Source organism: Bartonella bilalgolemi, from assembly GCF_023500045.1.
In the GTDB taxonomy this organism is placed as follows: Bacteria; Pseudomonadota; Alphaproteobacteria; order Rhizobiales; family Rhizobiaceae; genus Bartonella; species Bartonella bilalgolemii.
Window position 1 is genome coordinate 1 of the sequence record NZ_JAMCOF010000017.1, and the last position, 10,861, is coordinate 10,861.

The following is a 10,861-nucleotide window of genomic DNA, read 5'->3' on the forward strand; positions in this document are numbered from 1 at the left end:
TTCAAGTTTATGTAAATAATAATTGTGCGCATAATAAATAGTAATTATTTACTATTTACGTACAAAATATTTAGTAAACATTTAAAGAGTATTTAAATATTAAATTGTTATCCGTTGTGCCATAAAAAGCAAGCGGTTATTAAACAAAACTACCTTTCCATTCTAAAAAACAATGCTTTACAGTTGAAATTGTACTTCAATTGTATTACATTGAAATACAGTTGAGAGAGGAGAAATCATTATGGCTGCCAGTCGTATGGTTCAAGCGCGTGTACCAGAAGAAATTCAAAATGTTGCTAGTCAAGTTATTCAAGCTTCAGGTTTATCAGTAAGTGATGTTGTGAGAGTGTTGATGACACGTATTGCACAAGATAAAGCTATTCCGTCCTTCTTGTTTCAACCTAATGCGAAAACTATAGCGGCTTTTGCAGAACTAGAGGAAGGTAACTTAAAAAAGTTTCATTCCGTAGACGAATTATTTGACGATCTCTATGCGGACGATTGAACGTACCACTATCTTCAAACGTGATTTCAAGCGTGAAATGAAAGGACGGTATAGGCATCTTTTAGATACTGATTTGCGCCAAATCATTGCAGCATTAGCAAATGATCAACCTTTAGAACCTCGATATCATGACCATGCATTAACTGGGAATTGGAGCAATTATCGGGATTGCCATATTCGACCTGACTTAGTGTTGATTTATCGCCTGATTGGTCAAAATAGGTTGATTTTAGTCCGTCTGGGCTCCCATTCAAAACTTGATCTTTAAACCGCATTTTTTCAGGTTGTTAAAAAAATCAATTATTCATCGATGAGTGGTGCAAAATGCTAGCACTCATGATCCACTTAATATAGATGTTAAAGCCCTGCTTCTGCTTCGATTTTTTCAGAAGACGTTGTACAAATATATTTTAAAATCTTTTCCTTTAAGGAGATAAAAAATCAAAGAAAAACAGGAAATTCACGCCGAGCATGTACTACAGTAACAATCTCAACTTGGTTTACAGCTACTCGATATAGTATAAGATAATTTGGATGAGCTACAACTTCTCTTAAACCTAACACCCTTTCACTTTTTTGATACAAGTATGGATGCTCAGATAAAGGCAGCACAGACGCTTCTAGCAGTTTCTTCATTCGTTGTGCAGCAGATGGATTTTCACGTGCAATATAAGTTAAAATTTGACGTAAATCGCTACGAGCTGAATCTAACCAAACAATTGGTAACATTATAACTTTTTCTATTTAGCAACAAACTGGTCTATTACCGCTTCCATTTCAGCCATAACCTCATCATGCGGAATAACAGGATGCGGATTAGAAAGACTATTTTCTACCTTGTTACGCAACCAGTCCGTATAACTCAGTTCTTGCTCAATTGTATCAAACTCTGAAACTAATGGAGAAAGAGCAGTCTTCATAGCGGTATTTCCTTTATATTTATCATAAATAATAATAGTTACTATTGATTATGTTGTCAACATCAAGCAATTGAAAATATTGAACTTTTTGGTAATATGTAAGTTATTCAGCATCTAAACTAAATCCTGATGTGTTTAATAGTTTAATAAGTTCTGGAAACGTCTCTTTTACGTGTTCTTTACCGCATTATGTTTTCAAAGTGTTTTTGCATTAAGGATCTCACCTTTCATTCATGATTTTGGTGAGCGGTCCAGAGAGTTTGATAGAACGGTGTGGAGGATTTTTCATCATTGTTAAGCACTCCTTTTTAGTGATAATCTAGATAATCAATTAATTTAATATCCATATCGTTAAAGCGAACTATTACACGCCAGTTTCCATAAGAAAATAATTAAGTTAAGCTATTAGACTTTCCAATGGGATATTAAACTGTTGGTGCAAATTTTTAATCATGCGCAGTGTTAGTTTTCTTTTTCCACTCAAGATTTCATAAACGCGATTTAAATGACCAATTGCAGGAACGAGATCTTTAGCACTTAAGTTCATTTGTTCCATTCTAAATTTAATAGCCTCAATAGGATGAGGGGGAGAAACAGGATAGTGTTCTGCTTCATACGCTTCAATTAACAGCACAAGAACCTCCATTTGATCAAATTCTGGAGTATTCTCTTTAGGTTGATTGTCAAACATAGCAGACACAATTTCTAAAGCTTCTTGGTAATCCGTTTCAGTGCGGATAGGTTTGATATTCATTTCTTAAGTTCCTTTAGTTCCACAGTATTAGCATCAATAGCATCATACTGTTTATGCGTTCCTATAAATTTTATATAAAGCCAACCTGCTGGATAAAAGATTGAAACAATTAAACGATAGTCATTACCTCTAATATTAAAAACAACACGATTATTTTTTAATATGCTTGCATTTTTATACTTCTCTTTAATGTCATGAGGAGAACGCCATTGTGCATTTTTAGCTTCATCTATCCATGCTTTTAATGGTTGTTCAGCATCAGGATATTGAACACAAAAAGTTTGAAGTGTAGAGATTTTAACAATTTTCATAAATGTATCCTGATCTTTATTAATTATAGTACCATTTTGGTACTAAGTCAAATATTATAATATTTGATACTTTTCAAAAAGAAGCAAAAAGATGTATCATAAATCATTGTTTTATATTATGATACTAATTTTGTATCAGAAACGATTTATGAGACTAAAATGGCACTTTTAGGTTATGCGAGAGTATCAACTAATCATCAGAAATTAGAATTGCAGGTAGCTGAACTTAAAAAGGTTGGGGTACGGGACGATCGTATTTTTACTGATATGATGACAGGATCTACAGATAAACGAGAAGGCTTACAACGGCTTCTCAACCGTGCCGAGAAAGATGATACGATCATTTGTACAAAAATGGATAGGCTTGGCCGTAATACTGCAGATATGATTCATATTGTTGATGCTTGTTATAAAAAAGGCATTGCTATACGTTTTTTGGAAAATGGTTTGAGTACCGAAGGTACCATGGGAAAAATGATTATTCAGATTTTGGCTGCCGTAGCAGAAGCCGAACGTGCACGTATTTTAGAGCGAACCAATGATGGAAGAGTTGCTGCAATGGCAGCAGGTATAAAATTTGGTCGAAAACCTCATCCCAAGAGAGAGATAGCATTTGCACTGATTAAGCAAGGAGTATCATCTAAAATTGTTAAGGAAAACACAGGGATATCACATGCTACTTATTTCAGATTAAAAAAACAAATAAATGGAATGAAACAAGATAAAATAAAAAGAAAACCAATATTTATTGATAATAAATATCAAATGGATATTGAGGATTTTACCGACAAACTGTCATGAATATTCAGTTGTCCATTTTTAATTTTTAAATTAATTATTTTATATCTTCTCTATAAGGAGGCTTTTACTATGAAAAAGAAATTACCCAAAAGTTATATGACCGATGCTGAACGTGAAAAATTAAGAGCAGGTGGACTACCTCAGGATGGTATTTATACCGCTGAATCAGAAGCAGCTGATCGTGTTGGTGATGACAAAACCGCGTGGGAATGGTTGGCCATGACTGAACCTCCAGCTCACACACTCTTATTTATTAAGCATCAATGTGGTGCACAATTTATTCGCGATATGGGATTTTCCACCAAAGAAGCGGATAAAGAATATGGTCCAGACTGGTTAGACAAAGGTGTGATGATAGGAGGCCATCATTTCTGATAAGTTTAAAAAGTTAGAACGGATTTTTTTCGTGAAAATAACTATGTAAAAATTCTTGATGAATCATTGGTAAGTAAGCAATTGTGTAATGTACGAAATGATTTGCATAATCATATTTGTGATGTTGGTTGTAGTGGTGACTTATCGTTACTTCTTGATACAGAACACAAAGTCATAGAAAATGATTTGTTTCGATATGCCAATAGTAAAGCTATGTTTGCTAGTCTTAGAACAGCATTAACTGAATTAGATGTTATTAAGAAGCATGTGGAGCTTGTTAGCGATCCTATGCAATATAAGATGGTAAATGAGGTTTATAGTTTACCAAAAAATCGCAAAAATGGTTTGCCTTATGACGAAGCACGGCAGGCGATGGCATCCCATTATACACGTTTGGGAAATCTCGATAAATCTCGTTTAACAGACATTGAAAAATCGATTATTGACGCACGCAGAGATAACATGAAAGTGATGCGCAAACTTTACGAAAAAATGCAAGCCAAAGCTATTGGTATAGATCTTTCACGCGATAAAGGTCATTCACTTTAGGAAGCCAAAAAGAATAGATACGCTGTTTTCGTTAGCGCTATCAACTATAGAGAGTAACATAGAAAGATAAAGTTTAAGATAAGTAATAGTAAATTAAAATTTAAATAAACCTTATAAAAAGGAGTTTTCTATGGAAAAGAAATTACCAAAAAGTTATATGACCGATGCTGAACGCGAGGAATTACGAGCAGGCGGTTTAGATTTAGAGAGTATCTATCTTTCTGAATCAGAAGCAGCAGGTCATGCTGGTGATGACAAAGCAGCATGGGAATGGTTGGCAATGGTAGAGCTACCAGCTCATACACTTCTGAAACTTAGGCATCATAATGGAGCACAGTTTATTCGTGATATGGGGTTTATTACCAAAAATGCTGATAAAGAATATGGTCCAGACTGGTTAGATAAAGGCGTTGTCATAGGAGGTTACCATTTCTGATAAGATAAAACGAATTATAGCGCTAGAAGATGCACGTATACAAACTTCTAATGCAGCATTGACTGCCAAAAAATTACAAAGTGCGCGAAATTATTTGTACAATCATATGCGCGATATTGGTAAAAGTGGAAATTTATTGTTGCTACTCGAAGAGGAGCGTTACATCGTAGCAAATGGTTTGGTTAAGTATGGCAATAGCAAATCCATGATAAGCAGTCTTAAAACAGCGTTGATTGAGATTGATACTATCAGGAAGCATGTGGCGTTTCTAGAAAATCCTGAGAAATATCAGGTGATAAATGAGGCTTATAATTTACCAAAAAATCGCAAAGGTGGTTTACCTTATGATGAGGCACGACAAGCTATGGCGTCGCATTATACACGGTTAGGAAATCTCGATAAATCTCGTTTAACATCAGCTGAAAAATCGATTATTGATGTACGAAGAGATAATATGAAAGTGATGCGCAAACTTTACGAAAAAATGCAAGCCAAAGCTATTGGTATAGATCTTTCACACGATAAAGATCATTCACTTTAAGAAACCAAAAAGAACAGATACGATGTTTTCGTTAGCACTATCAACTATAGAGAGTAACATAGAAAAGATAAAGTTTAAGGTAAGTAATAGTGAATTAAAATAGCAAAAAAACATAAAATGTTTGCAAATAAACTAGCACCAATAAATATTGTATAAAGCTTTATTTCTTTTGTAAAACTTTTAAGATTTTTATTTATATTCAATTCACTGTTGGATATTTTAAATAATTTTTTTTCATATGATTGTATTTGGTTAGAAATAGAATTTAGATTTTTATTTATTTCTTTTTTTATGTATGTAGCCGCTTCAGTTATTAACTTTCCTGCCGTTTTTTTCCTCTTCTACCATAGCATTACGAGCTGTTAGAATATGATTTATCATCATACTTTGTTGCTCATGAAGTGTTTTTAAAGCCGCTTTTAAAACTGTGTCGGATAAAAGGACGGTCATAAGAATTGGATCATTTGGAGGAATCAATTGATTAAATTCTTTAGCTACTTTTTGCCGAATGGCATCAATATCAATTGACATTTTAAATTCCTGGAATAATAGATATTTGTTCAAATAGCATGTTTTTAACACGCGCTAAACGGCTTTTAGTCATGATGCTGAATTCGTTTGAATCAGTGATTTCATTAAAAGTTAATTTTTTATCGAGCATTGTTTTGATATCTTCACCAAAAGTACTAGATGTTTGCTGTGGAATTGTAATGATCGCAGAGGTTCTATCTTTCGTTTCTTGAAATATTTTCATTTCTTCAAAACTTTTTCCATTTGCGACAATAGGACCAAAAAATTCATTTTTCCAAACAACAATATTTGCTGTGGGGGGAATTTGTGTACAGATAGAAAATAATCCGGTGAGAGTATCCCCCAATGCTTGGCCACCTGTACCCAATGAAACGCACATACGAGTAGCATTGAGAAATTGGTTAATTGGTGCACGCACTGTCTATGTAGATATGAGAGCGGAACAAGATCTTATTAACCAGACATATTCAATGACTTTGCCACAATCACCGGCTTATCGAATGCTTGTTGAATATCATCAACAAAATGATCCTTATTCTCGTTCTGCTAATGAAACAGTCGAAGTTCAAGTGAATGCAGTTATTGCTATTTCTGATGATACTTGGCAAATCGAGTGGACCGAAACGACAAGAGCAAGAACTGGTGCTGTTAATGAAACAAAACTCTGGCAAGCTACAGCTACAGTTATTTTAGCAACTCCTAAAACTGAGCAACAGATGATGTCTAATCCAATTGGATTATTCGTTAAACAATTCGCTTGGACGCCGAGACTCTAGCAAATGTAAAATAAATAGCAATAAAACAATGTAGCGGGGATTTTATGTTAAAAAAATGTATTCTAGTAACAATAATTGCATTCGTAACATCGACAGCAATAGCAAGTGATTTATTATCTAATGTTAGTGTTATTTCACCACAAAAAATCCCTCTTACAGAAAAAGAAGCTTTAGGACTTAAACTTGCTAATCAATGGAAAAATAATCCAACAAAGCCTATTCGTTCTAGTGATGGGAGTGTTAAATATCTGTATGGGGCAACTCTTCCTACGCTTGTTTGCACGCCTTTAGAAATATGTACTATTCAGTTACAAGCTGGTGAAACCATCAATAGTCTTCATGCAGGGGATACAGCTCGATGGAAAATTAGTCCCAGCATAAGTGGAACAGGAGCTACAGAAACAACTTATGTTGTTGTGAAGCCCACAGATGCTAGTTTGACGACAAATCTCTTTATCACAACAGATAGACGGACTTATATGATTAAACTTGCTAGTACTCAAAATTCATCAATTCCTGTTCTCTCTTTTTCTTATCCAGATGATACAGATCAAGATTGGGCTGCTTATAAGGCAGCAACAGATAAACACCGTACTACATTGCCAACAGGGCAAAATATGGCCGCACTTGATTTCAACTTTCGTATTACTATAAGTGATCCAAAAATTAAATGGTATCCAAAACGGGTTTATACAGATGGTTTAAAAACCTACATTGAATTGCCTGGTGATGGAATTAGAGGTGAAGCACCTGCTTTAATTGCTATTGGTAACGATGGTCGTCTTTTTAGAAAACCAAGTGAAAAACTAATCAATTACCGCATTATTGGCAATCGATATGTTGTTGATACGGTTATTACCAAAGTTGCCCTTATTTCCGGTGTAGGAAGTCAACAACAAAGAGTAACAATTACAAAGGGGATTTAAATGTCTAAATATCTCTTATTCCTCTCCTTTGTATTTGTCGCTGGTTGTTCTACGATGGGGATACATAGCAAACAAACATCGTTAGTAAATTATATTGATCAAAATATTAAGAAAAAAGTTATTCAATTTATTGCTAATGATCTTGTTAGTTATCTTAAAGATCCCTTACCACCAGCATCAACAACATTTATTATAAAGTTAAATAACACACAGGATCAATTTACTCCTCTGCTTATCAGTATTTTACAGCAAAATGGTTACGGTGTCATTTATAACGATCAATTAGAAAAATCCAAAAACACTGGTATGACTTTATCTTATAAAGTGATGCCAATGGATGACGGTATAATATTAGTTGCTCGATATGGTTTAACGGAAGTAACACGTTATTATGTTCATTCATTAGCGGGAGATATTGTGTCATCATCAGCTTTTTTAACACGTGTAAATGACGGAGGGAAATAATGAAAGAAAAGATAGACTTTTCTTCTGAAAACTCTCCCAATTTTTTTACTTCAAAATCAGATGGACAGCAAATTCGTCATCTTAACAATATGCCATGGATAGGTGCTATAGGAGTTATTGTCTTTGCGCTTATTGGTATCACTTATACTTTTATACTGCGCCAAAAGGCAAACGCCGTCATTGTGGAGGATAAAAAACTCTTATTGGTAGATGAAACACCCTTACCCATTCGTCCATAAAGCAATGATTATGTTCAAGCAAAATTACCGGATCCTCCATTATTAGAGCCTATAGAAACATCAAAATTGGTTGACAATTCTTCAGAACAGAAAACATCTGATAAAGTTGTTAATGAAACAGAAGAAGCGCAAAAAAGATTCTTAATACATCTTACAGAACGACGTTTAACTAAAATGGAAGCTGCTTTAGAAGCTGATTCTGCAATTTCCTTTACATTGAATACAAAGCCAATACTTGCTTCTAAAACTCAAAATAATAATTCTCAAACAAAAATTTCTGAAAGTTTATTTAATAGATATGGGGCAGAGAAAAATTCACCATCATATACAGGAAACGATGGAGTTGATCCTAACATGTAAGCGCAAAAAATTGCTTTTTTATCGCAATTCCCAGAAGCAGAAGTTTATTTAAAAGATACAAGGCAAGAAGCTATTCAAGCTAGCCTTGAAATTAAGGCTGGAACTATTATTCCTGGCGTTATGATAAGTAGTGTGAATAGCGATTTGCCAGGACAAATTATAGCGCAAGTAAGAGAAAGCGTTTATGATTCAGCTACTGGTCAAAATGTTTTAATTCCTGTGGGGTCAAGGCTTATTGGAACATATGATAGCCGAGTATCTACCGGTCAAAAACGCGTACTGATTGCTTGGTCAAGAGTTATTTATCCGGATGGCTCTTCATTATCACTTGGAAATATGCCAGGATCTGATCAATCTGGTTATGCAGGATTTAAGGATAAAGTGAATAATCATCATTTAAAAGTTTTTGGAAACGCTCTCATGCTTTCTGTTATTTCAGGAGCTTCACAAATGTCTCAAAAAACACATAAGATAGGGAGTGATGACAGTACAATAGAAACAGCAAAAGAAACATTGGCAGCAGAACTTGGTAGGCAATGGGGAGAGGTTGGTATTGAAATGACCCGTAAAAACCTCAATATTCAGCCAACAATCACTATCCGTCCTGGTTATAATTTTAGTGTTATGGTCACAAAAGATATTATTTTACCTGCGTGGCAAGGTCATCCAATGGCAATTCTTCCTTTAAGATAAACAATAAATATTTATTATTTACGTATAAAATACGTGTTAAATATTCAATAAATAATTATAGATAGTTGTTCGTATTTAAAAGCGCTATTTACAGCTGCAGGTTCATTTCAATAACTGAAAATAACAAGCTGAAAAAGGTGCCTACATAATATTGCACGCTTATTTTTTATAAAGTAATTGAATTTTACATTCTTTTTGCATACTTAATAAGTATATTTATAATAAGAGGATTTTTCTATGACTTCGCTAACTGTTACAGCAAAAGGACAAATTACGCTGAAGCGAGATTTATTACAGCACCTTGGTATTAAACCAGGTGAGCGGATCAACTTTGACAAGTTACCAGGTGGTGAACTTCGTATAAAGGCAGCACAACCTACAAGCACAATTGATAACTTCATTGGGCGATTTGCTGGAAAAGTAAAAAAGACACTAACCATTGAAGAAATGAACGAAATTGCTGCTTCTAGTTGGGCAGAAAAAAAATGAGGATTTCTGTAGATACAAATGTTTTAGCTCGTGCTGTTTTACAAGACGATAAAAAACAAGGTGAGATGGCAAGCAAGATCTTAAGAGAAGCTTCTTTAATAGCTATTTCTTTGCCTTGTCTATGCGAACTTGTTTGGATACTTCGTCGAGGTGCAAAATTATCAAAAGAAGATATAGCTGGGATGTTACGTGATCTGCTAGCAACGAGTAATATAGTAATGAATCGACCAGCTGTTGAATCTGGGCTTGCCATTCTTGAAGCTGGTGGGGATTTTGCTGATGGGATCATATTCTATGAGGGGCATTGGCTTGGTGGCGAAACCTTTGTTTCATTCGATAAATTAGCGATTGACTTATTAACGCAAAACGGACAATCCGCAAAATTCCTTCAGTAATCGAAACTACAGCTTATATCACTTTTGCAAAAGAAGCTGCACAATTAGCAGAACAAAGAAGATTAGGCTTCCAACAAAGTCTTATTGTAGTTAACTAAACAATAAATATTTATTATTTACGTACAAAATACGTAATATTTTTTAAATATTTAATAAATAAGTAATAAATATATGTTAATTATTTAGTGTTTATTCATTGAATAAGGAACATCTTATGCCAGTCATTACTATGTGTTCAACAAAAGGTGGCGTTGGAAAATCAACAATGGCATTAGTGTTAGCTAATGTTTTTGCAAAAGCTGGATCTAAAGTAAAATTGATTGATGCGGATCCAAATCAACCACTTGTAATGTGGATGAAAAGGTCTATGGATATTATGCCAGATAACATAGAAGTTTCTGGAGATATTACAGAACAGAATATTATTTCATGCATTGATGAAGCTGTAGAGAAATTTCCATTTGTGATCGTTGATCTTGAAGGTTCTGCTAATCTTGCAGCTGCTTTTGCTATCGGAAGAGCTGATCTTGTTTTAGTTCCTATGAGAAAAAAGCAACTTGATGGAGATCAAATAGGTAAGATCATTGCTTTAATAGAACAACAGAGTCAATTTTTAAAAAGAAAAATACCCTTTCGTATTGTCTTTTCAATGACAAATACTTTGAATAGTCGCGAAGCACAACATATAGAAAAAACGTTAGAAAAAGCTAATATTCCTGTTTTACCTGCTTCATTAACTGAAAGAGGAGCTTACAGCGCTCTTTTTCAGATAGGGGGATCACTTTTTGATTTATC

22 protein-coding genes are annotated in these 10,861 nt (G+C 34.2%); 16 read left to right on the top strand and 6 right to left on the bottom strand.

Annotated features, from left to right (window positions below; genetic code table 11):
* Positions 1–241: 241 nt before the first annotated feature.
* Positions 242–505: a type II toxin-antitoxin system RelB/DinJ family antitoxin gene (locus M4Z11_RS06945; protein WP_078680035.1), complete on the top strand. Its 264-nt coding sequence runs from the start codon at positions 242–244 to the stop codon at positions 503–505.
* Positions 492–773: a type II toxin-antitoxin system YafQ family toxin gene (locus M4Z11_RS06950; RefSeq protein ID WP_249677916.1), complete on the top strand. Its 282-nt coding sequence runs from the start codon at positions 492–494 to the stop codon at positions 771–773. Before M4Z11_RS06945 ends, M4Z11_RS06950 begins: the two co-directional genes overlap by 14 nt.
* Before the next feature lie 173 nt (positions 774–946).
* Here the strand turns inward: M4Z11_RS06950 and M4Z11_RS06955 are convergent, their stop codons facing one another.
* From M4Z11_RS06955 to M4Z11_RS06970, 4 genes are all read right to left on the bottom strand, one after another.
* A complete protein-coding gene (locus M4Z11_RS06955) occupies positions 947–1,234 on the bottom strand; it encodes a type II toxin-antitoxin system RelE/ParE family toxin (RefSeq protein ID WP_249677918.1) in 288 nt (95 codons plus the stop codon).
* 11 nt (positions 1,235–1,245) lie between these two features.
* Positions 1,246–1,425 (bottom strand): type II toxin-antitoxin system RelB family antitoxin, encoded by a 180-nt coding sequence (gene relB, locus M4Z11_RS06960; protein WP_249677919.1) that lies wholly within the window; start codon positions 1,423–1,425, stop codon positions 1,246–1,248.
* Positions 1,426–1,822: 397 nt separating this feature from the next.
* Positions 1,823–2,179 (bottom strand): helix-turn-helix domain-containing protein, encoded by a 357-nt coding sequence (locus M4Z11_RS06965; RefSeq protein WP_078688292.1) that lies wholly within the window; start codon positions 2,177–2,179, stop codon positions 1,823–1,825.
* The gene (locus tag M4Z11_RS06970; protein ID WP_249677921.1) at positions 2,176–2,490 is read right to left on the bottom strand and encodes a type II toxin-antitoxin system HigB family toxin; all 315 of its coding nucleotides are present in this window, start codon (positions 2,488–2,490) and stop codon (positions 2,176–2,178) included. Before M4Z11_RS06970 ends, M4Z11_RS06965 begins: the two co-directional genes overlap by 4 nt.
* 159 nt (positions 2,491–2,649) lie before the next feature.
* Between M4Z11_RS06970 and M4Z11_RS06975 the strand changes: the two genes are divergently transcribed.
* The 5 genes from M4Z11_RS06975 (at position 2,650) to M4Z11_RS06995 (ending at position 5,192) form a co-directional block, all read left to right on the top strand.
* Positions 2,650–3,291, top strand: a complete 642-nt coding sequence (locus M4Z11_RS06975; protein WP_249677922.1) for a recombinase family protein — start codon at positions 2,650–2,652, stop codon at positions 3,289–3,291.
* Between the two features lie 69 nt (positions 3,292–3,360).
* Entirely contained in the window at positions 3,361–3,666 is a 306-nt protein-coding gene (locus tag M4Z11_RS06980) for a hypothetical protein (RefSeq protein WP_249677924.1), read from the top strand.
* Between the two features lie 81 nt (positions 3,667–3,747).
* Positions 3,748–4,215 (top strand): hypothetical protein, encoded by a 468-nt coding sequence (locus tag M4Z11_RS06985; protein ID WP_249677925.1) that lies wholly within the window; start codon positions 3,748–3,750, stop codon positions 4,213–4,215.
* A gap of 130 nt (positions 4,216–4,345) precedes the next feature.
* The gene (locus M4Z11_RS06990; protein WP_249677926.1) at positions 4,346–4,651 is read left to right on the top strand and encodes a hypothetical protein; all 306 of its coding nucleotides are present in this window, start codon (positions 4,346–4,348) and stop codon (positions 4,649–4,651) included.
* A 58-nt stretch (positions 4,652–4,709) separates the two neighbouring features.
* Positions 4,710–5,192, top strand: coding sequence for a hypothetical protein (locus M4Z11_RS06995; RefSeq protein ID WP_249677928.1), 483 nt, complete (start codon positions 4,710–4,712; stop codon positions 5,190–5,192).
* Positions 5,193–5,498: 306 nt separating this feature from the next.
* Here M4Z11_RS06995 and M4Z11_RS07000 read toward each other — a convergent pair whose 3' ends face one another.
* Positions 5,499–5,723, bottom strand: a complete 225-nt coding sequence (locus M4Z11_RS07000; RefSeq protein WP_249677929.1) for a hypothetical protein — start codon at positions 5,721–5,723, stop codon at positions 5,499–5,501.
* A gap of 1 nt (position 5,724) precedes the next feature.
* A complete protein-coding gene (locus M4Z11_RS07005) occupies positions 5,725–6,102 on the bottom strand; it encodes a P-loop NTPase family protein (protein ID WP_249677931.1) in 378 nt (125 codons plus the stop codon).
* 10 nt (positions 6,103–6,112) lie between these two features.
* On the opposite strand from M4Z11_RS07005, the gene M4Z11_RS07010 reads away from it, so the two are divergent.
* The 9 genes from M4Z11_RS07010 to M4Z11_RS07050 all read left to right on the top strand — a co-directional run.
* A complete protein-coding gene (locus M4Z11_RS07010) occupies positions 6,113–6,499 on the top strand; it encodes a VirB8 family type IV secretion system protein (RefSeq protein ID WP_249677932.1) in 387 nt (128 codons plus the stop codon).
* A 44-nt stretch (positions 6,500–6,543) separates the two neighbouring features.
* Entirely contained in the window at positions 6,544–7,425 is an 882-nt protein-coding gene (gene trbG, locus M4Z11_RS07015; RefSeq protein WP_249677934.1) for a P-type conjugative transfer protein TrbG, read from the top strand.
* Entirely contained in the window at positions 7,426–7,890 is a 465-nt protein-coding gene (locus tag M4Z11_RS07020) for a conjugal transfer lipoprotein TrbH (RefSeq protein ID WP_249677936.1), read from the top strand.
* Entirely contained in the window at positions 7,890–8,129 is a 240-nt protein-coding gene (locus tag M4Z11_RS07025) for a hypothetical protein (protein ID WP_249677937.1), read from the top strand. Before M4Z11_RS07020 ends, M4Z11_RS07025 begins: the two co-directional genes overlap by 1 nt.
* Before the next feature lie 66 nt (positions 8,130–8,195).
* On the top strand, positions 8,196–8,489 hold the full coding sequence (locus M4Z11_RS07030) for a hypothetical protein (RefSeq protein ID WP_249677939.1): 294 nt from the start codon (positions 8,196–8,198) through the stop codon (positions 8,487–8,489).
* Between the two features lie 90 nt (positions 8,490–8,579).
* Entirely contained in the window at positions 8,580–9,182 is a 603-nt protein-coding gene (locus M4Z11_RS07035; RefSeq protein WP_349628762.1) for a TrbI/VirB10 family protein, read from the top strand.
* A 237-nt stretch (positions 9,183–9,419) separates the two neighbouring features.
* A complete protein-coding gene (locus tag M4Z11_RS07040; RefSeq protein ID WP_249677942.1) occupies positions 9,420–9,671 on the top strand; it encodes an AbrB/MazE/SpoVT family DNA-binding domain-containing protein in 252 nt (83 codons plus the stop codon).
* Entirely contained in the window at positions 9,668–10,066 is a 399-nt protein-coding gene (locus tag M4Z11_RS07045) for a type II toxin-antitoxin system VapC family toxin (RefSeq protein ID WP_249677943.1), read from the top strand. The genes M4Z11_RS07040 and M4Z11_RS07045 overlap by 4 nt, the downstream gene beginning before the upstream one ends.
* Before the next feature lie 214 nt (positions 10,067–10,280).
* On the top strand, positions 10,281–10,861 hold a 581-nt coding region (locus M4Z11_RS07050; RefSeq protein WP_249677945.1), incomplete at its 3' end, for a nucleotide-binding protein.